Raw genomic sequence first — 22,648 nt, 5'->3', positions numbered from 1 at the left:
GCTGTGATTCAGCCCCCTGAAAAGCTGCAAGCCCTGATTGACCGCGCACACGATCTGCCACCGGTGCGCGTCGCTGTCGCCTGTGCCGCGCAATTGGTGGTTCTGGAAACAGTGCGTGATGCGACGTTGCTCGGTCTAGTCGCGCCGCGACTTGTAGGTGACCCAGACGCAATCCTCAGCCTCGGCCGCGATCTTGATTGGCAGATCGATCCGGATTGGATCATCCCCGCCACAACCGACAGCGAGGCCGCGTCCCTTGCCGTAACGATGGTGCGCCGGGGCGAGGTTGAGGTCCTGATGAAGGGCAATCTGCACACGGATGCTCTAATGCGTGCCATATTGGACAGTGAAACCGGACTGCGCTTGGCTTATCACAGGTGCAGCCATATTTTTCTGCTCGATGTACCCAGCCATGATCGATTGATCGGTATCACTGACGCTGCCATCAACATTACACCTGATCTGGTCGCAAAGGGCGAGATTTGTCAAAATGCGATTGATCTGTTTCATAAGCTTGGTGTTCATGCACCACGTGTTGCCGTTCTATCTGCTGTCGAGACCGTCACAGATGCGATCCCGTCAACACTTGACGCCGCTGCACTGACACTGATGGCGCGGCGCGGTCAGATTACGGGCGCGCACGTGGATGGCCCGCTGGCCTTTGACAACGCAGTTTCGGTTGGAGCCGCGCGAGAAAAAGGCATCCTGTCAGAGGTTGCCGGAGTGGCGGATATCCTACTGGTGCCTGATCTGGTATCAGGGAATATCCTCGCAAAGGCATTGGAATATCTTGGTGGCGCAGTTGCCGCAGGAGTGGCACTGGGGCTGTCGGCCCCGGTTGTTCTGACATCACGCGCCGATCCCGCAGTTGCACGACTGGCCTCACTGGCCGTGGCGGCGGTGATGCTGGATCGCAGCAAACCGCAGAATCCCGAGATCCCTAAGGCCGAAGCAAGCCTAGCCGCCGCACCGCAACCTGAGCATGCCTGCTGCGCGCCGCAATCGACATTAGCTCTTGCGGAGGTAGCAGAATGAACAGTCCTACCCTTGATCCGGTTCGGTTGCTGGACATGACTGACAAGAAAGGCCTGATTGTTGGTGTTGCCAATGAACATAGTCTGGCCTGGGCCGCCGCACGCAATTGTCATGCAGCAGGCGCTGATCTTGCGCTGACCTATCTCAGTGACAAGGCGCGGCCTTTCGTTGAACCGTTGGCACAGTCAATTTCCGCGCCTCTCTTAATGCCCTGCGATGTGGCGCGTGAAGGGGAGTTGGAAACGGTCTTTGCCAAAATCAACGAGACTTGGGGCAAGCTCGATTTTCTGGTGCATGCCATTGCTTGGGCACCAGCGGCTGATCTGCACGGGAGATTGACGGATTGTTCCGCCGAAGGCTTTGCACAGGCGATGCAGGTGTCATGCCATTCGTTCATCCGGATGGCAAAACTGGCCGAACCGTTGATGCATCAGGGCGGCAGCCTGACGACACTTACCTTTATTGGCGCGGAAAGGGTTGTCGATCACTACAGCCTGATGGGTCCGGTCAAAGCAGCCCTTGAGACTTCTGTGCGCTATCTTGCCCATGAACTCGGACCGAAAGGCATCCGTGTCAACGCGATCTCGGCGGGCGCGATCAAGACGCGCGCGGCTTCTGGAATTGAACACTTCGACGAACTGATCCGCGAGACTGAAACCAAATCTCCACTGCGCCGCACTGTCACCGCTGACGAGGTGGGGCGCGCTGCTCTGTTGCTGGCCAGCGACCACACAACTGCCATCACTGGTGAAATCCTGCATGTCGATGCCGGGTTTCATGTCGATGGCATGGTTTTTCACTGAATTTCGCCCCGCACTTTGTGCGCTCGGCCGACATGAAAGGAACACAAGATGAATGTCACCAAAGACGGATTTAGCAAAACAACAAATGATAGTGAAGACTTCGATACCGTGCCCAAAGGATTCTCGGGCACGGTCTACACCTGTTCGATGCACCCCGAGGTGCGCAGCACCGAAGAAGGGTCCTGCCCGAAATGTGGGATGTTTTTGACACCAGAAAGCGAAGGTCACGATCATGACCATTCCGGTCACAACCACGGGCACGACCACGCCAGTGCGACTGTCGCTGAAAAGGGCCACGAATACGACACCGTGCCAGCGGACTTTGGCGGTACGATCTATACCTGCCCGATGCACGCGCAAGTGCGCCACCCCGGTCCTGGTTCCTGCCCAATCTGCGGCATGGGGTTGGAGCCAGAAACAATCAGCCTTGAAGACGAGGGCCCAAACCCCGAGCTAGTCGACTTTACGCATCGGTTCTGGGTCGGAGCCGTTCTGACGGTGCCACTACTTGTTTTGGCGATGGGCCCATTCGTCGGCTTTACGTATTTTATGGAGTTACTGGGAGAACGCACGTCGCTCTGGTTTGAGCTCGCGCTCGCAACACCGGTGATCCTTTGGTCGGGCTGGCCGTTCTTCGTACGGGGCCTGGAGTCTTTCCGAACAATGAACCTGAACATGTTCAGCCTCATCTCGATGGGTGTGGGTGCCGCCTATGTTTTCAGTATCGTTGCGGTGATTGCGCCGCAGATATTTCCCGATGGGTTTCGGGATGAGAACGGCAACGTAGGTGTCTATTTCGAGGCTGCAGCGGTCATCGTCACTCTGGTCCTGCTGGGGCAAGTGATGGAATTGCGTGCTCGTGAAGGGACCGGTAAAGCGATCCGTGCATTGCTGGACATGGCTGCCAAAACCGCACTGGTGATCCGTCCCGATGGCACCGAAGAAGAAATCGAGCTGGATCAAGTGCAATTGGGAGATCACGTTCGTGTGCGTCCTGGTGATAAAGTTCCCGTTGACGGAGTGGTCTTGGAAGGCCGCTCTTCGGTGGATGAATCCATGATTTCAGGCGAGCCTGTGCCGGTCGAAAAAGTGGCGGGTGAACCTGTCACCGGGGCCACGATTAACGGCACCGGAAGTCTTGTGATCGAGGCGACCCGCATTGGGGCTGACACGATGCTCAGCCAGATTGTGCAGATGGTTGCGAACGCGCAGCGCAGCCGTGCGCCGATCCAGAAGTACGCTGATCAGGTTGCGGGCATGTTCGTGCCTGTGGTCATCGCCATAGCTATTGGTTCGTTCATCATCTGGTCGATCTGGGGACCAGACCCTGCCATGGCCTACGGGCTTGTGTCGGCTGTTGCCGTCCTGATCATCGCTTGTCCCTGCGCGCTTGGTCTTGCCACGCCCATGTCGATCATGACCGCGACCGGCACCGGAGCGCAAATGGGCGTTTTGATCAAGAACGCGGAGTCATTGGAACGGTTTGAGAAGGTCGACACACTGATCGTCGACAAAACCGGCACCTTGACAGAAGGCAAGCCAAAGCTGGTCGCGGTTATGCCAGAAGACGGTCACGACGAAGCCGAAGTCCTGCGCCTTGCCGCCTCGCTGGAGCGCGGATCAGAGCATCCGCTGGCCGAAGCCATCGTGCGCGGTGCCGAAGAACGCGGCATCGAGTTTGCCAAGGCGGAAGATTTCGAAGCGGTGACGGGCAAGGGCGTGAAAGGCATCGTCGATGGAAAATCCGTTGCGTTGGGCAATGCAGCTCTGATCAAAGACTTTGGGCTGGACAGTGGACCGCTGGTCGAAACCGCCAATGCGCGACGCGATGAGGGTGAGACGGTGATGTTCATCGTGCTGGATGGTGCCATCGCTGGGCTGGTCAGCGTTGCCGATCCAATCAAGGAAACCACGCCAGCTGCGCTCAAAGCGCTGCACGAGCTGGGATTTCGCATCATCATGGCGACCGGCGACAATGAGCGTACAGCGCAAGCTGTTGCCAGCCGTTTGGGCATCGACGAAATCCGCGCCGATGTGCTGCCCGAAGACAAGGCCCGCATCATTCGTGAATTGCAGGCGACAGGCAAAAAGGTGGCCATGGCCGGGGATGGCGTGAACGACGCCCCTGCACTTGCCCAAGCCGATGTTGGCATTGCGATGGGTACAGGTGCGGATGTGGCGATCGAAAGCGCCGGTTTCACGCTGGTCAAAGGCAACCTCGACGGTATCGTCCGAGCGCGCAAGTTGAGCCACGCGACGATGCGAAACATTCGCCAAAACCTGTTCTTTGCACTGATCTACAACTCCGCCGGTGTGCCGATTGCGGCGGGCCTTCTCTACCCGTTCCTGGGCATACTGATTGGCCCGATTTTCGCAGCCTTCGCGATGAGCGCTTCGTCCTTGTCGGTGGTGCTGAACGCATTGCGATTGAAACGGCTGAAGTTCTGAGAAGGGTCTGAAATCACCTCGGGAAAGTCATGTAAATTGCCTCCTCCTGATCGGGCACAAACTTTTGAGAGCCGATCAGGAGGACCTCGCAAAGGTAACACAAGCAGTGAAGGGAGATATACGTATGTCATGCAAAAAACCTGAAGATAAGAAGCTTACTGAAAACGGAACACATCAAGCTGTACATCAGCATCCGGGTTCTGGGCTGAGCCGCCGGAACCTGCTTGTCGGTACGGCAGGCGTGACAGTCGGAACCGTGATTGGAACATCGGCTGCCATCGCGCAAACAGATCCAGCAGGCACCGCCTCACATGGTCGCCCTTCCGCCAGCCTAGGCAATCGTATCTACAGCGCAAACCCGGATCATCCCGGCTTGGCAGACGTTAGCGAAAACCCTGCGAACGTGCCGCCCGCGATCACCCGCACCGAACCAACAACTGTGCGCATTGATCTAGAGACTATCGAGGTCGAGGCTCATCTGGACGGTGACACACGCTACCGGTTCTGGACGTATAATGGCACCGTTCCCGGGCCGTTTCAGCGCGTTCGCGTCGGCGACACGGTCGAAGTGTATCTTAAGAACAATGAAGACAGCTGGTACGCCCACAATGTCGATTTTCACGCGGTCACTGGCCCTGGTGGCGGCGCGTCGCTGGGTGCGCCCGGGCCTGGAGAAAGCTACAGCTTCAAGTTCAAGGCACTGAATTCAGGTCTTTATGTCTACCACTGCGCGGTCTCGCCCGTCGCCCAGCATATCAGCAACGGCATGTACGGGATGATCCTTGTCGAACCCGAAGAAGGGATGACTCCTGTCGATCGTGAATTCTATGTCATGCAGGGCGAAATCTACACTGAGGAACGGTTCGGCACCAGTGGTCTGCTGAACGAAAGCTATGACAAGCTGATCGACGAGCATGCGGAGTATCTGGTATTTAACGGGCACGTTGGCGCTTTGACCGACCACTATCCGTTGAAGGCCAAAGTCGGTGAGACAGTGCGCATCTACTTTGGCGTAGGTGGGCCGAACTACACGTCCGCATTCCACGTAATCGGCGAGATTTTCGACAAAGCATACTTGCACGGCTCCCTTGTCAGTCCCCCGCTCGAAAGCGTCCAGACTATTCTGGTGGCACCGGGAGGATCAGGAATCGTTGAATTCAAGTGCGAGGTACCCGGCCGTTTTGTGCTTGTCGATCACGCACTGTCACGGGCTGAACGCGGTCTTGCCGGATATCTTTTTGTAGAGGGCGATGAAGCCCCCGACATATTCACCTCACTTGATGAGCCACCTGCTTCGGACGGGTAGCGCTGAAATTGATTTGCGTCCGCCAGCTGAATGCGGTCGGCGCAATAGGACTGCAAGAACTTCGCACAAAAAAAACACAGAGGACGCTTCCATGGATTTAGATAAACACGACCATTCAGATCAACCACCAGAACCATCTACAGCACCTTCCTTCTGGAAGTCTCGCTTCGGAATAAGCTTGACTATTTCGCTGGGAATTGCCGCCCTGCTACTGGGTTTCGAGCACCGGGTTCACATTTTTGCGGGTAATGGGTTTCTGGGCCTGCTGCTGTTGGCATGCGTTGTGATGCACTTTTTCATGCACGGCGGTCACGGCGGGCATGGGGGTGGTGACAAGTCATGACTGATGCATCCGGCTATGGCCTCTGGTTCTTCGCCCTGTTGAACGCAGCAATCTTTATCATGTTTGCGTTTAGTTTTTTCAAACCAAAGACACCGCGCGACTGGCGCAGCTTCGGTGCCTTCAGTGCTTTTCTGGTTGCGCTTTTCGCCGAAATGTATGGGTTTCCGCTTACGATCTACCTGTTGTCCGGCTGGTTGCAAACGACCTATCCGGGCATCGATTGGTTCTCGCACGACGCGGGCCACTTGCCGGAAATGATGTTCGGCTGGAAAACAAATCCCCATTTTGGTCCTTTCCACATGATCAGCTTTATTCTGATTGGTCTTGGATTCTGGATGATCTCCACGGCGTGGCAGGTTCTCTATCAAGCCCAACGTAGTGGCACTTTAGCGACCACCGGTCCCTATGCGCGCGTGCGTCATCCCCAGTATGTGGGCTTTGTTCTGGTTCTGACGGGCTTCCTGTTTCAGTGGCCGACCCTGCTGACACTGGCAATGTATCCGGTGCTGCTCTGGATGTACGTGCGACTTGCCCGCGCTGAAGAACGCGAAACCCGTGAAACTTTTGGCGCGCAGTTTGATGCGTATGCGGCCCGCGTACCGGCCTTCATCCCGTCGCTGAGCGAAACGCCAAAAGCAACGCAATAACTAGAAGGGAGTGAGACTATGGCCAACCAGTCCGATAACTCTGAACCGAGCGCCGATGGCATGGCATCATGGTTTCCGACCGCCTACACGATCCTGTTTGCACTGATCATAATTGTCGCTGCTCTGACATGGATCATTCCAGCGGGGCAATATGACAGGGCGATGAACGATGAGGTGGGGCGTGAGATCGCCGTGCCCGGAACTTATCAGACGGTCGATGCCAATCCGCAGGGATTTATCGAGGTCATGCTGGCACCTGTAGCGGGATTTTACGATCCTGACAGCTATGCGGCCAATGCCATTGACGTGGCGCTGTTTGTTTTGTTGCTGGGTGGGTTTTTGGGCGTGGTCAACGCCACAAAATCCATCGACACCGGCATTCAAACCGCGATGGGGCGTATGAAGGGGCGGGAGATATGGATGATCCCAATTCTGATGTCGCTCTTTGCGTTGGGCGGCACGACCTACGGCATGGCCGAAGAAACGCTGGCCTTCTATGCGCTGTTGATACCGGTTGTCATCGCTGCTGGCTTTGACGCGCTCACCGGTATTGCGATCATCCTGATCGGTGCGGGAATTGGCACGCTTGGGTCAACCATAAATCCGTTCGCAACAGTCATCGCGTCTAACGCCGCAGGAATTCCGTTTACGGAAGGTTTGGCGCTGCGTTTGTTCATTCTGATCGGTGGCTTGGCGATCAGCATCGCCTATGTGATGCGCTATGCATCACGGGTCAAGGCAGATCCGACCCGGTCTGTCGTGGCAACGCAGCGTGAGGCACACCGCCAAATATTTCTGGGCGATGCGGATGCCGAATTCTTAGAGCCAAAGCTGACCGGCACGCAAAAACTGGTACTGCTGCTGTTCTTTGCGACCTTCGCCGTAATGATCTGGGGTGTGTCCAGTCAAGGCTGGTGGATGGCGCGGATGGGCGCGCTTTTCTTTGGCATGGCTATCGTCGTTGGCCTTGTCGCGCGGATGGGCGAAAAAAAACTGACGTCAGCCTTTGTCGAGGGAGCCAAAGATCTTCTTGGCGTGGCGCTTGTGATCGGGCTGGCCCGCGGCATTGTCGTGATCATGGAACAGGGCCTGATCGCGGACACTATTCTCAACAGTGCCGCCGACACGTTGGGCGGCCTGTCTGAGATCGCCTTCATCAACCTGATGCTCTGGATCGAGATCGGGATGAGCTTTCTTGTACCGTCCTCATCTGGGCTTGCAGTTCTGTCGATGCCGATCCTGGCCCCATTGGGGGATTTCGCCAGCGTCAGCCGCGATCTGGTCGTGACTGCCTACCAATCCGCAAGCGGGCTGGTGAACTTGATCACACCGACCTCGGCCGTTGTGATTGGTGGTCTGGCCATCGGGCGCGTGTCGTTCGATCGCTGGCTGGTGTTTATCTGGCCGCTTCTGCTGATCTTGACCTTGTTCGTCATGGCGGCGCTCAGCGTTGCCGTGATCCTGTAAATCAACGGAGAATTACAATGACTGACCACGCTCTTGGCGTACATTCTGAAACTGGTGAACTGCGGCAAGTGATTGTCTCGCCACCGGGTCTCGCCCACAGACGCCTCACACCGGACAACCGCGAGGAGCTGCTGTTTGACGATGTGTTCTGGGTCAAGCAGGCTATTAAGGATCACGGCGTCTTCGCAGACATCATGCGCGGCGAAGGGATCGAGGTGCTGGACGCAATGACCTTGCTGGCCGAAACGCTGGACTTGCCCGATGCGCGCGCCTGGGTTTTGGACCATCGCATCACCCGCAACGATGTGGGTGTCGGGATGCGCGATGATCTGCGCGCATGGATGGAGGAATTGCCGGGCAGCAATTTGGCGCAGTTCCTCGTTGGCGGGGTTACAGTTGGCGATCTCCCTTTCACCCCATCCGGCATGTTTGGCAGCTACCTTGGCCACCACGGCTTTGTTCTGCCGCCGTTGCCTAATTTTATTTTTACGCGGGATAACTCCGCTTGGGTTTATGGAGGTGTGACCCTTAACCCGATGCATTTTGCTGCGCGGCGTCCCGAAACGCTACTCCTGGGTGCAGTCTATCGCTTCCACCCGCAATTCGCCGGCAAGGCACGGGTGTTGTTTGGGGATCCGACGCAGGAATTTGGCGCTGCAACGCTAGAGGGTGGCGACATCATGCCAATCGGCCACGGTGTGGTCATGGTAGGAATGGGCGAGAGATCAACGCCCCAGGCGGTCGGACAGCTGGCTGAAGCTCTGTTCGCTGGAGGCGATGTACATCGCATCATTGCCTGTCAGATGCCCAGTTCACGGGCCGCGATGCATCTCGATACCGTATTCACCCACTGCGGCGGCGATGTCGTGACCACCTATCAGGAAGTGGCCGACGCGATCACATGTTATGACCTACGTCCCGGTGCGGGCAAGGCCCCGCTCGATATTCGCCGTGACGCACGTCACCTGTTCGAAATCACCGCAGAGATTCTGGGCCACAAGAAGCTGCATCTGGTCCCCACCGGCGGTTCGGACGCTGCAGAGCAATCCCGCGAACAGTGGAATGACGGCAACAACGTGCTGGCGCTGCGGCCCGGCGTCGTCATCGGCTATGACCGGAACGACGACACAAACGCGGCCCTGAAGGACGCCGGTATCGACGTGCGGGCCATACCCGGTGCCGAACTTGGCCGTGGACGTGGTGGCAGCCATTGCATGAGCTGCCCAACCATCCGCGACGCAATCTGAAAAAGGAAACTTCAAATGTCTTACAATCTGAGAAACCGCCACTTTTTGGCCCTGCGTGATTTCAGCCCACAGGAAATAGGCTTCCTGCTGAAACTGTCTGCCGACCTCAAGGCCGCCAAATATGGCGGCTATGAAGTGCCGCGCCTGACCGGAAAAGAAATTGCGCTGATCTTTGAAAAGGACAGTACCCGCACACGCGTAGGCTTTGAAGTGGCCGCACACGATCAGGGCGCGCATGTCACCTACCTCGGACCATCAGGTTCGCACATGGGCAAGAAGGAAACCGTCAAGGACACTGCGCGTGTTCTGGGCCGGGTCTATGACGCAATTGAATATCGCGGATTTGGTCATCCAATTGTCGAAACGCTGGCGCAGTTTGCCGGGGTACCCGTCTATAACGGTTTAACGGATGAATTCCATCCGACCCAAATTCTCGCAGACTTTCTCACCATGAGCGAACATTCGGACAAGCCCCTGAGCCAGATTGCCTATGCATTTCTGGGGGATGCGGGGAACAACATGGGCGACAGCCTGTTGATCGGCGGGGCCAAGATGGGCATGGATGTGCGCCTGTGTGCGCCTGAAAGTTTATGGCCCGAGCAAGCGATCCGCGACGAGGCCGATGCCATCGCCACCGAGACCGGTGCACGGATCACGCTGACTGAGGACGTGGATGCCGCCGTAGAAGGCGTCGATTTCATCTATACCGATGTCTGGGTTTCGATGGGTGAGCCGAAGGAAAAATGGGCAGAACGGATCGAGTTGCTGACGCCCTATCAAGTGAATGCCGACGTTATGGCACGAACAGGCAATCCGAGGACGAAATTCATGCACTGCCTGCCCGCCTTCCATAATGCCGACACCGAGGTGGGTGCCGATATTGAAGCAAAATTTGGCATCACAGCGATGGAGGTCACCGAAGAGGTGTTCGAAAGCCCCGCCTCTATCGTATTTGATCAGGCCGAAAACCGGTTGCACACCATCAAGGCCGTTCTTGTCGCTACGTTGGGGGCCTAGGCATGTTGGTGGTCGCAGCCCTGGGGGGCAATGCTCTGTTGCAACGCGGGCAGCCCATGACCGCAGAGAACCAACGTAAGAATGCGCTGGTTGCGGCACGGGCCCTGGCCGATGTCCTGCGCGCGGGGCATCGGTTGGTAATTTCACATGGTAACGGGCCGCAAGTTGGCCTTCTGGCGCTTCAGAATCCCGCGGAAGATGGTTATCCACTGGATGTACTGGGTGCGGAAACGGCGGGAATGATCGGCTATCTGATCGAACAGGAGCTTGAAAATGTCCTGGACCATGATCGCCCCGTCGCCACGCTGCTGACACAGGTCGTGGTTGACCGCAATGATCCGGCGTTTGGGGATCCGACCAAGTTTGTAGGGCCGGTCTATGACCACGAACAGGCACAAGCCATCGCCAGCGCAAATGGATGGCACATCGCGCAAGATGGCGCAAAGTGGCGCCGTGTAGTAGCCTCGCCCGCCCCGATGGAAATCCCCGATACCCGCGTCATCCAACTGTTGCTGGATGCGGGCGTTGTTGTCATTTGCACAGGAGGTGGCGGCATCCCGGTGATCCGACAGCACGATGGCAGTCTGATCGGGATTGAGGCGGTGGTAGACAAAGACGCGTCAAGCGCCCTGCTAGCCCGGTCGCTGGGTGCGGATGTGCTTTTGTTGCTGACCGACGTTGATGGTGTTTATCAGGATTTCGGGTCCGACACCGCCATGAAACGCCCATGGCTCTCACCCAAAGACGCCCTGCGTTTCGATGCACCTGCTGGCTCGATGGCCCCAAAATTGGAGGCCGCAGCAGCCTTTGCCGCAGCGGGTGGTTTGGCGGGGATCGGACGATTGCAGGACGCAATTGAGATCATGGACGGAAATGCCGGAACGCAAGTATCAAACGAAATCGGAGGGAATGCACAATGAACGCTATTGGACTCAACACGGCGATAATCAGCGCGGGGGTCATAGCAGTTGCCCTGTCGACTTTCGGGACTTTTGCAACAGCCGCATCCCACGCGACACAGACCTTTGAAACCACAGTGGAAAGCAGCTTAACTCTCCCGGAAATGAACGCCACCAACGGCCGGTTTTCATTCGGCTCCAAGGCCTGCGTCGTCTGTCATTCAGTGAACGGTATCGGCGGTGAAGATGCACCGATGCTGGACGCCGAATTCATGAGCCAGCCAATGAACCCGTTCGATTTCGCCGCGAAAATGTGGCGCGGTGCTGAGGTCATGGTGATAATGCAGCGCGAGGAGCTGGGCAATGTGATCGAGATATCAGGACAGGAACTGGCCGATATCACAGCTTTTGTTCACGACCGTGAGGAACAGGCAAAGTTCTCGATCACAGATGTTCCCGAAGACATTCAGGAATTGATGGATCATCTCGAAGCAGAAGAGCTCGGTGTGCCCCACGACTGAGCGTAGCCCCCAGATCTGGCAGGTCTTCTGCCGACTATCATCGCAAAAAAGGAGTTCAGAATGCAAGCTCAAGACATCATGACGAAAAACGTCATATCCGCGGGCGTTGATACAACTGTGGAACAAATCACAGCGCTTATGATGAAGAACCATATCAGCGCGGTACCCATCCTTGATGGGGACGGGACGGTCATCGGTCTAATCAGCGAGGGCGATCTTATGCGACGGGTTGAAGGATCAGGCGATGCCCATAAATCCTGGTGGCTCTCGCTGTTTTCCGGACACGAAAATATGGCGCGGGACTTCATTGCCATGCGCACTCGCCGAGCCACGGATTTGATGACCCACGATATTGAGGTCGTGTCTCCGAATACACCTGTCGCAGACATTGCGCGTCTGCTTGAGAAAAAACGTATCAAACGCGTTCCAGTGGTCGAGAATGGCAAGATCGTTGGTATCGTCAGTCGTGCCAATTTGATGCAAGCCCTTGCGAGTACGCAAAGGGTAACGCTTGAGCCATCGACATCCAATCGCGAAAAGCGCGAGATTGTCATGGCGGCACTGGGACAGGTTCCGGGGCTCAATCCTGCGCATCTGAACGTCGTGGTCGAAGGTGATCGCGTTGATGTTTGGGGACTTGCAGATTCGGATGCTGAGGAAAAGGCTGCTTGGGTGGCGCTGGACAACATTGAGGGTCTTGGTGAGATCTCAGTCAGCCTTTGGGCGGATACAGAACATAGCGTACTTAGGTTAGTGTCTGACCCAAAACGCTTCCCGTTCTAGGGCACTAAACTGCACCTGAAGAAATCAAAACCGCAAAGAAAGTTCGATATGTGCCTTTCAGCAGAAGTCAGCTTTGCTGCCAGTGTTTTTCTTGTCGCAGGTGGTGCATTCGCCACCTGGAAAGCGACGCAAATCAATTGGCGGTACATTCCGGTCGCCCTGATGCCGCTGTTCGCCGGCATTCAGCAATTCATGGAAGGCCACGTCTGGATCGGTATGAATACAGGTAATCCCGACATGGTCCTCTGGGGGGCGTTAGGGTTCATTTTTTTCACATGGTTCATGTGGCCGATCTGGATACCCATCTCTGTCTATGTGCTGGAACCGCCCGACAGCCCGCGCAAGAAGCTTTTCTTGGGTTTTGCGGCAATCGGGATTGCGTTTGGGCTGCTGCTTTACATCCCCCATCTGATCAATCCTGAATGGGTCAGGGTCACTGTCAATCAAGATTCACTGGCCTATGAAGGCATGATGCTACTGGATTATATGATGCCGCGCTGGATGACCTATCTCATCTACCTGTTCCTGATCATCGCGCCACCGCTTATGTCGCGCTATCTGCACATGCGGTATTTCGGCGCCACCATCATCGCCGTTGTAGTGGTGGATATCCTGTTGCTGCGCTATGCTTATATTTCGTTCTTCTGCCTCTTGGCGGGTCTTGGTACACTGCACCTGATCTACATTATCCTGCGCAATAAATGTGCGCGCGAATGCCCAATGCTTTTTGCCTGATGTACGTTCGGGCAAGTTCACCCAATCAGGAGTGTTTCTTTGCTTTTTTCACTAATTCTGGCAGCTATCGCCATCATTTCCAGTAGTTGGATACATCTGTCTGTCATGCGGTGGGTATCGGTAGGCATGGCAAAGATACCTTTGGAGCCGTTCAATCGTGTTATGCTGGCCGTGCTGATCCTGTTTGTCGCGCATTTCGCCGGAATAGTTATCTTTGCTGGCATGTTTGGCGTCGGTCACCAGCTTTTGAGCATCGGCGGGTTTTCCGGTGATGGCGTTGATACGGTGCTGGATTACTTCTATTTTTCAGTCGTCAGCTATACCTCCCTTGGCCTTGGCGATATTTTCCCCACAGATCATCTTCGCTTTCTCACAGGCGTCGAGGCGTTGACCGGGCTGCTGCTGATCGCGTGGTCAGGGGCATATCTTTTCGCGATGATGAACCGGCTTTGGGATTGGCCCCCCTGTGCCGAGCCTGATGACCCAGAAAAGTGAAAAAGGGCACACCCGGCACCTGCTTGCCGGACGCGCCTGTTGTTTGGGGAGGGCTAGTGTTCTTCGCTTGGTTGTGGCGCCGTCCAGCGCGACAGATATATCCGCTGGAACGCGAAGACTGCCGTGATCGCGACGGCTGCATACAGGACAATAAGAGGGTCGGACTGTAGCTTCATAGACGTGAAGGCAGCAAGCACGATAGCGTCAAACACAAGCGCCAGGATGATGATCGAAGCATTTGCGTTCACCTCTTTGCGCATAAAACGCAGAACCCCCCAATGCACGATCATGTCCATCACCAGATAAAAGAAAGCGCCCAATGACGCGATCCTTGTCAGATCGAAAAAGACCGCGAGGATGGATGCGATAACGACCGTGTAGACCAGCGTGTGACTGCGGATCGGCCCCGACATGCCAAAATGCCGATGCGGGATCATTTTCATATCTGTAAGCATGGCCAACATCCGCGAGACCGCGAAGACGCTGGCAAGAACCCCCGAGGCTGTCGCTACAGCTGCCAGCACGACAGTGAAGTAGAAGCCCGCGTTACCAAGTGCGGGTGCTGCGGCCTCAGCAAGAGAATAGTCCTTGGCGGCAACGATCTGGTCTATCGTCAGGCTTGATCCAACCGCAAAGGCCACAATCAAGTAAACAACAACACAGATCGCGATCGAAATCATAATTGTGCGGCCAACATTGCGGTGCGGATCAGTGATCTCTCCGCCGCTGTTGGTGATCGTGGTGAAGCCCTTGAACGCCAGAATGGCAAGTGCCACGGACGCAATGAATCCGGTGATATCAAACCCGGGAGATCCCTCGCTTGCGGCTGCGAACTGAAACCCGCTGGCCCAAAGTGCTGCAATACCAAAAAGTGCGATGCCGCCAATTTTCACCACCGCCATGATAAGCGACAACAACCCAACCGAGCGACTGCCTGCGATATTGACGAGAAAGGCAAACAGGATAACCCCAACAGCGAGTATGGGAACCAGCGGGCCGCCGGTAATGTCGAACGGACGCAGCACATAGGTAGCGAAGGTCCGCGCAACGAGGCTTTCGGAAATCACCATCGACAGCGCCATTAGCAGCGCCGCAGCCGCGGCAATTGCGCCCGGTCCGTACGCTTTTTGCAGGATCATCGCGATGCCACCCGAAGATGGAAACGCGTTCGACATTTTGACATAACTATAGGCGCTGAAACTGGTGACAATTGCACCGGCAACAAACGATAACGGAAAGAGTGGCCCAGCCAGTTGCGCGATCTGACCCGTAAGTGCGAAGATTCCGGCGCCGATCATCACTCCGGTGCCCATCGCCACGCCGCCGCTCAGGCTGATAGAGCCTTTGTTCTCGGTGTCGTCACTGTGTTGGTGATCCATCTATAATGCTTTCATTTTCAATTCATTTCAGGTGTTTAACAGACCTTAATATCCATTGGTCTAGTCCCGCGTTTTCGACTTTCGGGGCCTTAAAGACAGGTGGTCCGCATCAAGCCTCTCACATAGCTATCATATAGTTAAGTGAGTTTGGCGTGAAGGTTTGGCTCAAGATGTGGCACAGGAATATGGCGCAGATCCCTATCTGAATTACGCTCTCTGCCGCCAAAAATCCATATGGAAGCAAAGCCATTTGGACACCTCCCCATCGAAAAGTAACCCGCTAATCAGCCTCGATCGACGAGCAAGAGTGAGAAACTTCGACGCGTCCGGCGCAAACGTGAGCGGCAGATACATCAAAACACAATTCTGCCGCTCACCTTCGGTTTTGGAAACGTAACTATCACCAATCGTTCTCAGTTCTACTTACTACAACAGCAGCCGCCTGATTTGGCGACAGGCGCTTTTTGGGCTGATGGCTGAGATATAGGCTGAACCTCAGAATCTGTGCGGGATTTATGTCCGCCGCAGCATCCGCCGCTTTTGGCAGTTTCAACTTGGGCTTTATCGGTTTGGGTCGTTGTGTGCTCCATCTGGGCCTCCTGATACTAAGGGTACATACAATAGACGTACCGGTCCGTGCTTTGTTACAGCGAAAGTAAAGCGCACCCAAAAATTGGGTATCATGCCGGCAGGAAGCCTGCCAAGAACCCCACCCCGAGCGTTACAAGCGCAGTAATGCCGATGACTGCGACGAGCGCGGGGTGAGGTGACTTTTCGGAACTCTCGTCAATATCCTGTGCAGGTTGATACATCGGCACGATGATCCGCAGATAGACGCCAAGTGCCAGAACGGAATTGAGGATGCCGATCACTGCCAGCCAAACAAAGCCTGCCTCAATTGCGGCCGTGAACAGGTAAACCTTGCCGACAAAGCCGAACAACGGCGGGATACCGATCAGCGACAGAAGGAAGCTAACCATCGCAACTCCCATGACAGGTCGTTTGCGGCCAAAGCCGCGCATGTCATCAAGGCTGCGTCCGGAAATCATCACCACGGCAAAGGCACCGAGGTTCATTGCCGCGTATGCAGCCCCCAGCACGATCAATCCGGGGACTGCAAGCGAGCTGGCACCCAGCGCCACAATGCCCAACATGAAGTAACCGGACTGCGCTATAGAGCAATAGGCAATCAGCCGTACCAGATTGGTTTGCACCAGCGCTGTCAGATACCCATATGTCATTGTAACCGCTGAGATCACTGCGATCACCAGCGGCCAACCGCTGCTGGTTGGAAGATCGCGCAACACCTGCGTAAAGGCAAAAATCGCTGCCAGTTTGGTGATGACAGACAGATAGGCAGCAATGGACACTGGCGCGCCGTCATAGGCATCAGGTGCCCAGAAATGAAACGGCACCAGTGCGGCTTTGTATCCCAACCCGATGATCACCGCCACCAGCCCCGCCGTGGGTATCAATGGTTTGCCGTCAAGCGCGCCAAGCTCGGAGAATAGCGTCGATCCTACCCCGCCGAACCAGAAGGTTAGCCCGTAAATCATCACCGATCCGGTGACTGCCCCGAAAACGAGGTATTTCATCGCGGCCTCTGTGGCCGCATCATCGCGCGGGAATGCCACCAGCGCGAACGAACCGAGCCCCGTCAGCACAACCCCCAAGACCAGCACCATTATGTCGCCGCCACCCGCCAGCATCAACGCACCAAGTGTCACGAGACAGATCAGCGCATAGACGCTGCCCTCGCGGTCTTGACCCGCGATTTCGGCGCGCACCATTAACAATGCTAATGCCGTGCCCGGAAGCAGGATCAACTTGGCCCAGCCCGAAATCAGATCTATACGGTAGGTGCCGCTGAACACGGTTGTGTCAGCGTGCAGCATCGGCAATGTCAGCAGCGTCGCTGCTGCCAGTCCCACCAGCCCAATCACCAGTGCCAGACGCGCGGCACGCATCATCTCGGCCACGATCATCAGCATCGCGGCGGATGACAGCAAAAGCTCCGGAATCAGAAAGGAAAGATCACGCTCCATCAGAAACTTAGGCTTTCCATTGTTGTGTGGATCATGTTGATCAGCCAACTCGGCGCGACACCAACTAAAACAGTCAGAATCAAAAGAGGCACAATCACCAGCTTCTCCCTGCGGTCTAGATCGCGCATTTCCAGCCATTTCTCGTTCTCGGAGCCAAGGAACACGGCGGCGATGGCGCGCAGATACAGGCCTGCGGTTACCACGATGGCAAGGATAGCTATGATCGCCCATGGAGCGGTATTCAGGGTCGCCAGAAACACCTGAAACTCTGCAGGGAAATGCGCCAACCCCGGCAAACCAAGTGAAGCGAACGCCATCAGGATGAACGACCAGCCCAACCACGGCACACGGCCCAGCAGACCACCAAATTCACTCATATCGCGGCTGTGGGCGCGGTCCTGCAACATGCCCAGCAAAAAGAACAACGCGCCTGTCACCAGACCGTGGCTGACCATCTGCAAAGTCGCACCGTCCAATGCAATTGTGCGGATACGCAAATCAACGGTAAGCGCGGCCACCGCCACACCCATCACGACATAGCCCATGTGGTTGATCGACGTGTAGGCAATCATTTTTTTCAGATCAGACTGTGCCAGTGCGGCGAAGGCCCCGTACAGCGCGCTGACCACCCCCACCGCTAGGATTACCTGACCGGCTTGCGCAAATGCCTCAGGCGTCATTTGCAAAGCAAAGCGTACCAGTCCGTAAGTGCCGAATTTCAGCATCACACCGGCCAGGATCACGCTGCCCGCCGTGGGTGCCTGAACATGTGCGGCAGGTAGCCAAGTGTGCACCGGAAAGGCCGGTATCTTGACTGCGAAGGTAAACAGCATCGCAATCAGCGCAAGCATCGCCGCAATGCCTGTCAGAGGTGGCATGTCGATCCAGACACGCATGTCGAAGGTGCCACTGCTCAGATACAACCCGATAATCGCGAGCAACAGCGGCAACGATCCCAGCAACGTATAGATAAAGAACATCAGCGCGGCGCGCTGTCGGTCTTCATATCCCCATCCGGCGATCATGAAATACATGCCTACCAGCGAGACCTCGAAAAAAACATAAAACAGCAGTCCGTCAAGCGCCATAAACGTGCCAAGTGCGGCCGTTTCGAGCATAAGCATCAACACAACATAGCTTGGCGCACGATCGCTGATCCGCGCCGAGTAGATCGCTGACAAAAAGAACAGCAACGACGTGAGCAACACCAACGGCAGGCTCAACCCGTCCAGTCCCAACCGATAAGCGGCACCAATGGCCGGTATCCACGCGAGTTCCTCAATCTGGGCGAAACCGCCCGCAACAGTGCCGCGCGACCAGATCACAAGCGTGAGCATGAATACGACACCCGTCACCGCAATCGACATGCCATGTGCCACGCGGGCCGACCTGTTTGGCAGCGCAATCAGCGCCAGCCCGCCCAGAATCGGCAGGAAGGTGGCAAGGGTCAAGAGTGGCATGGTAATGTCTCCTCAGGAATAATACGGTGCTGCCAACAGTCCGGCCACGATCAGCGCGATGCCGATTGCTGTCAGTGCAAGTTCGCGATGAATGAAGCCGCTTTGGAGGCGGCGTGCTTGGGCACCAGCGGCAATCATCCGCTGCACAAAGCCAAAGATTGCAGCGTCGATACCATTGGTATCTGTGAATTTACTCGCCAGACCCAGTCGCATCGACAACTGTCCGACCCAAAGTGAAAAAGCAAAAAGTGCGGCGTCTGCGTGTTCTGCCAGTTGCGCGGTACCAAGCCCAATTCTACGCACCGTCCCGACCTGTGCTAGCAAAAGGCGCTGCTCCATGGCTTCGCAGTTGGCAGCGATGGCCAAGGCGGGACGTAGGATCAACCCGTCCATTCCGCCCGCAACAGCAAAGCCGTTTTGCGCAGGTGTCAGGAGTGGACCAAGCAGACGCGCAGGGGGCACAAACCAACCAAGTATTAAACCAGCAAGCCCTACGGCCAGTCCCATTGCGGGCACGATCCAGCCGGGTTTTTCAATTTCCGCCCCTAACATATGTTCAAGCGCACCAAAGCCGAGCCCTAGCCCGGTGGCCAGTGCTACCAGTAAGCCCATGCCAATGGTCATGAGTGGTACTGGCACCTGCACGGGCCCCGCGTCGCCATCCCACAATACATTTAGTGCGCGGCCCATATAGGCACCCGTCAACACTGATCCAGCCAACGCCAGCGGCAAAAGCCACGGTGCCGTGGGGCTGTCCAGTGCGGCCGCGATGATCGCATCCTTGGAAAAGAACGCGGCCAGCGGCGGCATGCCCGCTAGTGCCAACGCGGCAATAGCAAAACCTGCGAAAATGCCCGGCCTTGCACGCCCTGCCCCCGCCAGTGTCTCTAGCCCAGTGCCGTCACGGTCATGCTGAAACACGCCTGCACCTAGGAAAAGGGAACTCTTGATCGCCGCATGGGCAATCAAATGCAGAAGGGCCGCAATCGGCGCTCCAGCACCGATGGCCAACAACATCAGCCCGTATTGACTCGCGGTGGAGGCCGCCAACAACCGTTTCAGATCACGCTCTGCCAATGCAATCAGTCCAGTGATCACAGCGGTGATGCCACCAACAATTCCGACGACCAAAAGCACGCCATCGGGCAACATGGGGGCCGTGCGGATCAGCAGAATCGCCCCTGCCGCCACCAGTGTGGCCGAGTGTAACAGCGCCGACACCGGCGTCGGCCCCGCCATGGCACGCATCAGCCAGTCCTGTAACGGCACCTGTGCCGATTTGCCCATCGCCGCCACCAACAGCAACACTCCGGCCACAAGCGTGGGTGTACCAGTTGAAATAAGTGTAACGGCAATTTCGGATGTGCCAGACATGCCAATCAGGATGAACACCCCGATATAGAGACCCAAATCTGCACTGCGCGTGTATAGAAACGCGCGCATTGCGGCACTGGCCACACCCGCGCGGCCATACCAAAAGCCGATCAACAGATAGCTGGCAAAGCCCATCATCTCCCAAGCGGCCAGCAGCGTGATCCAGTCACCCGACAGCACCAGTGCCTGCATAGCGGTGACAAACAGCAACATTGTCCCAAAAAACCGCACCCGCTCGGGGTCCTTGCGCATGTATCCCGCAGCATAGATCAACACCATAGCGGCAACCGTAGCCACAACCATCGAAAGCGTTGCAGTGAGGGGCGAAGCGACGAGGCGGATCGGAAAATCAGGCAAAAAGGGCAGTGAGATGCTCACGACCACACCGTCTGATACAGCAACAAAAAGCCCGAGTGCGCCAGCAAACCCAAACACGGCCCCAGTCAGCGCCAGGACCTCGGGTATGCGGCGCAGCGTGAACATCGCCAATGCTGCCAGCAGTGGGCCCAGCAGGGTCAGAACCAGCATCGTCATCCCTTCAACTCGCGAGCTTCTTCCATCTCGACCGACCCACGCGAACGGAACCGCGCGATGGCGATACCAAAGCCTACAGCCATTTCAACCGCCATCACCGCCATGACAATCAGCACAAACATTTGCGCCGCCGGGACGTCCGGATGCAGATAGCGCCAGAAGGCCACCAGATTGACCAGTGCCGCAGCAAGGATCAACTCTACCCCCATGATGATCATCACAAGATTAGTTTGGCTCAGCGCGCCATAAAGCCCGACCCCAAACAGGGCCGCACCGACGCTGAGGGCGATTATCAGTTCGGGGATCATCGCTTGCGTCCTTCGTTCGGGTGGATCGCAACCATAGTGGCGGCCACCATCGCCGTCAGGATCATGAGCGCGGCCGATTCAAAGATAAACATCGAGCGGCCCAAGAGTTCACGCCCAAGTTCTGCCGTTTGCTCGGTCGCGTCCGGGATCTGAAGGTTCGCCGGTCCCCAATCGGCCAGCCATATAACCGCCAGCGCGGCGACAAATCCGATGCCCCCCGCCCAAAGTGACAGACGTTTCTGGTGCGTCATGTCCATCGCGCCCATGCCGCCAGGGTCCATCATGAACATCACCATGAAGATCGCCATAACGCTCATCTCCGTGGCCATCATCATGATCTGCAAGACGCCCAGAAATTCCGCCTGCATCAGCAGGAACATCACACCCACGGCGGTTTGCGAAAACAGTAACGCTAATGCAGAGCGCACCATTGAATGAGTGCGAAATACGACGATGCCGAACCACACGGCCGCACCGCCAAAAAACATGAGGAAGATCATCTGAGGGGTCATATCGGGACCACCAGAGTGATGACGCCAACAAGGAATATATTTGCGAGGGCCAGAGGGATGCCGAGTTTCCAACTGATCTCCAGATATTGCGCCTCGCGAACGCGCGGCACCAGTCGTCCGACACTAACCATCAGACCCGCTACAAAAAGGATCTTGATCGCGCTCCACGCCCAGGCTGGCAACCATGGACCAAGCCAACCACCGAGATAGAAGGTCACGGTTGCACCCGCCAGTGCCATGATCAGGACCATCCGTGCCAGCCGCAGCACGGCAAGGCGCGCACCAGTATATTCGGCCTCGATCCCACCTGTCAGATCACCGCGCGCTGTCGGCAAGTCCAAGGGAGGCAACCAGCACAACCCCATCGCAGCGGCAACGAACAGCACGAAGCCCAGCGGCTGATAAGCGATGTTCCACAAGGTTGATTGCGAGGTAACGATGTCCACGGTCGACAATGATTCTGCACGCATTGCCACGGCAGTAATCGGCATCACGATCAACATCGCATAGGCCACAAACTGTCCCAAAAACCGCCAGCCACCTATCATGGCATAGGCACCGTTCGGCCCCCATCCGGCCATGATCAGCGCGACCAAAACATAGGCCAGCGCCGCGTTCAGAAACAAAGCACCTGTCGCTAGATCAGTGACAATCAAGCCCGGTGCCAGTGGAATTACAGCAACCGCCAAAAGACCAGCTACAAGCAAGACCACTGGTCCGGCTTCAAAAAACAACCTGTCTGGCGTGCGCGCCAGCAGGGATTCACGCCCTAAAAGTGCAAGCGCTGAAATTGCAGGACGCGCGGGTTCCAGCCGCCCGTGAACTGCCCAGCTTTCCAACACGGCAACTAGGTATGCACCCACCGCAAGTGCTACCAGCACAATCGATACGGTCACGATGTCACCTCCCACGGGCTGATGTCCAGCGATCCGATCCCGGTCAGCGCGTCGCCCAGCTCCTGTCCCTCCGCGACATCTCCAATCAAAGCTAAATGCGCTGTCGTTGGTGTTTTTATATCTGCTGCAATAACTTTACCTTTTTGCAATGTTAGGCTCAGTTGGGCTGCGCCACGCGGTGTCTCGACCACGGCTTCGCCCGTGCCTGAAGCAGCGCCAATACTGTGCGGTTCCAGTCTTGCAACCGAACCCACAGCCGAGATCAAATCAAGGCTCTGGGTAATCTCGTTGCAGCGTTGCACCAACCTTGCCAACGCATCACCGTCAGTCATTGTGAGCACAGAAAATCCAATTTCGGCATAAACCGGGTCGTCGCTGCGCGTATCACTGGCCA

General features: G+C 56.5%; 22 protein-coding genes. 14 read left to right on the top strand and 8 right to left on the bottom strand.

Translation table 11 applies throughout. The features are described from left to right. Positions 1-3: 3 nt before the first annotated feature. The 14 genes from KZZ06_RS17690 (at position 4) to KZZ06_RS17625 (ending at position 13,746) form a co-directional block, all read left to right on the top strand. Positions 4-1,035 (top strand): bifunctional enoyl-CoA hydratase/phosphate acetyltransferase, encoded by a 1,032-nt coding sequence (locus KZZ06_RS17690; RefSeq protein ID WP_219581340.1) that lies wholly within the window; start codon positions 4-6, stop codon positions 1,033-1,035. Continuing rightward, entirely contained in the window at positions 1,032-1,838 is an 807-nt protein-coding gene (gene fabI, locus KZZ06_RS17685) for an enoyl-ACP reductase FabI (RefSeq protein ID WP_257884449.1), read from the top strand. The genes KZZ06_RS17690 and fabI overlap by 4 nt, the downstream gene beginning before the upstream one ends. Before the next feature lie 48 nt (positions 1,839-1,886). Then, complete coding sequence (locus KZZ06_RS17680) at positions 1,887-4,286, top strand: copper-translocating P-type ATPase (RefSeq protein ID WP_219581339.1); 2,400 nt, start codon at positions 1,887-1,889, stop codon at positions 4,284-4,286. A gap of 124 nt (positions 4,287-4,410) precedes the next feature. Further along, complete coding sequence (gene nirK, locus KZZ06_RS17675; protein WP_219581338.1) at positions 4,411-5,592, top strand: copper-containing nitrite reductase; 1,182 nt, start codon at positions 4,411-4,413, stop codon at positions 5,590-5,592. A 91-nt stretch (positions 5,593-5,683) separates the two neighbouring features. Next, complete coding sequence (locus KZZ06_RS17670) at positions 5,684-5,935, top strand: DUF2933 domain-containing protein (protein WP_219581337.1); 252 nt, start codon at positions 5,684-5,686, stop codon at positions 5,933-5,935. Next, positions 5,932-6,582: an isoprenylcysteine carboxylmethyltransferase family protein gene (locus tag KZZ06_RS17665; RefSeq protein ID WP_219581336.1), complete on the top strand. Its 651-nt coding sequence runs from the start codon at positions 5,932-5,934 to the stop codon at positions 6,580-6,582. Before KZZ06_RS17670 ends, KZZ06_RS17665 begins: the two co-directional genes overlap by 4 nt. 18 nt (positions 6,583-6,600) lie before the next feature. Next, complete coding sequence (locus KZZ06_RS17660) at positions 6,601-8,049, top strand: YfcC family protein (RefSeq protein ID WP_257884447.1); 1,449 nt, start codon at positions 6,601-6,603, stop codon at positions 8,047-8,049. A gap of 17 nt (positions 8,050-8,066) precedes the next feature. Beyond that, on the top strand, positions 8,067-9,296 hold the full coding sequence (locus KZZ06_RS17655; RefSeq protein ID WP_219581335.1) for an arginine deiminase: 1,230 nt from the start codon (positions 8,067-8,069) through the stop codon (positions 9,294-9,296). A 15-nt stretch (positions 9,297-9,311) separates the two neighbouring features. Next, on the top strand, positions 9,312-10,313 hold the full coding sequence (argF, locus tag KZZ06_RS17650) for an ornithine carbamoyltransferase (protein ID WP_219581334.1): 1,002 nt from the start codon (positions 9,312-9,314) through the stop codon (positions 10,311-10,313). Positions 10,314-10,315: 2 nt separating this feature from the next. Continuing rightward, positions 10,316-11,233 carry a carbamate kinase gene (locus KZZ06_RS17645; protein WP_219581333.1) on the top strand — a complete coding sequence of 306 codons (918 nt, stop codon included), beginning with the start codon at positions 10,316-10,318 and terminating at the stop codon, positions 11,231-11,233. Continuing rightward, positions 11,230-11,733: a cytochrome c gene (locus tag KZZ06_RS17640; RefSeq protein WP_219581332.1), complete on the top strand. Its 504-nt coding sequence runs from the start codon at positions 11,230-11,232 to the stop codon at positions 11,731-11,733. The genes KZZ06_RS17645 and KZZ06_RS17640 overlap by 4 nt, the downstream gene beginning before the upstream one ends. Before the next feature lie 60 nt (positions 11,734-11,793). Continuing rightward, a complete protein-coding gene (locus KZZ06_RS17635; RefSeq protein WP_219581331.1) occupies positions 11,794-12,516 on the top strand; it encodes a CBS domain-containing protein in 723 nt (240 codons plus the stop codon). 48 nt (positions 12,517-12,564) lie between these two features. Beyond that, entirely contained in the window at positions 12,565-13,251 is a 687-nt protein-coding gene (locus KZZ06_RS17630; protein ID WP_219581330.1) for a DUF6629 family protein, read from the top strand. A gap of 126 nt (positions 13,252-13,377) precedes the next feature. Beyond that, a complete protein-coding gene (locus KZZ06_RS17625) occupies positions 13,378-13,746 on the top strand; it encodes a potassium channel family protein (protein WP_257884446.1) in 369 nt (122 codons plus the stop codon). Positions 13,747-13,799: 53 nt separating this feature from the next. On the opposite strand, the gene KZZ06_RS17620 is transcribed toward KZZ06_RS17625, so the two are convergent. The 8 genes from KZZ06_RS17620 to KZZ06_RS17585 form a co-directional block, all read right to left on the bottom strand. Further along, a complete protein-coding gene (locus KZZ06_RS17620) occupies positions 13,800-15,125 on the bottom strand; it encodes an APC family permease (protein WP_219581329.1) in 1,326 nt (441 codons plus the stop codon). Between the two features lie 680 nt (positions 15,126-15,805). Beyond that, complete coding sequence (locus tag KZZ06_RS17615) at positions 15,806-17,170, bottom strand: NADH-quinone oxidoreductase subunit N (RefSeq protein ID WP_219581328.1); 1,365 nt, start codon at positions 17,168-17,170, stop codon at positions 15,806-15,808. After that, positions 17,170-18,630, bottom strand: coding sequence for a NuoM family protein (locus tag KZZ06_RS17610; RefSeq protein ID WP_219581327.1), 1,461 nt, complete (start codon positions 18,628-18,630; stop codon positions 17,170-17,172). Before KZZ06_RS17610 ends, KZZ06_RS17615 begins: the two co-directional genes overlap by 1 nt. 12 nt (positions 18,631-18,642) lie before the next feature. After that, a complete protein-coding gene (locus KZZ06_RS17605) occupies positions 18,643-20,532 on the bottom strand; it encodes an NADH-quinone oxidoreductase subunit L (RefSeq protein WP_257884445.1) in 1,890 nt (629 codons plus the stop codon). 2 nt (positions 20,533-20,534) lie between these two features. Next, entirely contained in the window at positions 20,535-20,846 is a 312-nt protein-coding gene (gene nuoK, locus KZZ06_RS17600) for an NADH-quinone oxidoreductase subunit NuoK (RefSeq protein WP_219581325.1), read from the bottom strand. Next, positions 20,843-21,358, bottom strand: coding sequence for an NADH-quinone oxidoreductase subunit J (locus KZZ06_RS17595; protein WP_219581324.1), 516 nt, complete (start codon positions 21,356-21,358; stop codon positions 20,843-20,845). The genes nuoK and KZZ06_RS17595 overlap by 4 nt, the downstream gene beginning before the upstream one ends. Next, positions 21,355-22,254 carry a complex I subunit 1 family protein gene (locus KZZ06_RS17590; RefSeq protein ID WP_219581323.1) on the bottom strand — a complete coding sequence of 300 codons (900 nt, stop codon included), beginning with the start codon at positions 22,252-22,254 and terminating at the stop codon, positions 21,355-21,357. Before KZZ06_RS17590 ends, KZZ06_RS17595 begins: the two co-directional genes overlap by 4 nt. Next, positions 22,251-22,648: hypothetical protein (locus KZZ06_RS17585; RefSeq protein ID WP_219581322.1), on the bottom strand; the 398-nt coding region annotated here is incomplete at its 5' end. The genes KZZ06_RS17590 and KZZ06_RS17585, both read right to left, overlap by 4 nt.

Origin of the sequence: Sulfitobacter sp. CW3 (assembly GCF_019392245.1) — a bacterium.
GTDB lineage: Bacteria > Pseudomonadota > Alphaproteobacteria > Rhodobacterales > Rhodobacteraceae > Sulfitobacter.
The sequence above is the reverse complement of the archived record's forward strand: the minus strand, read 5'-3'. Positions and strand labels throughout refer to the sequence as shown.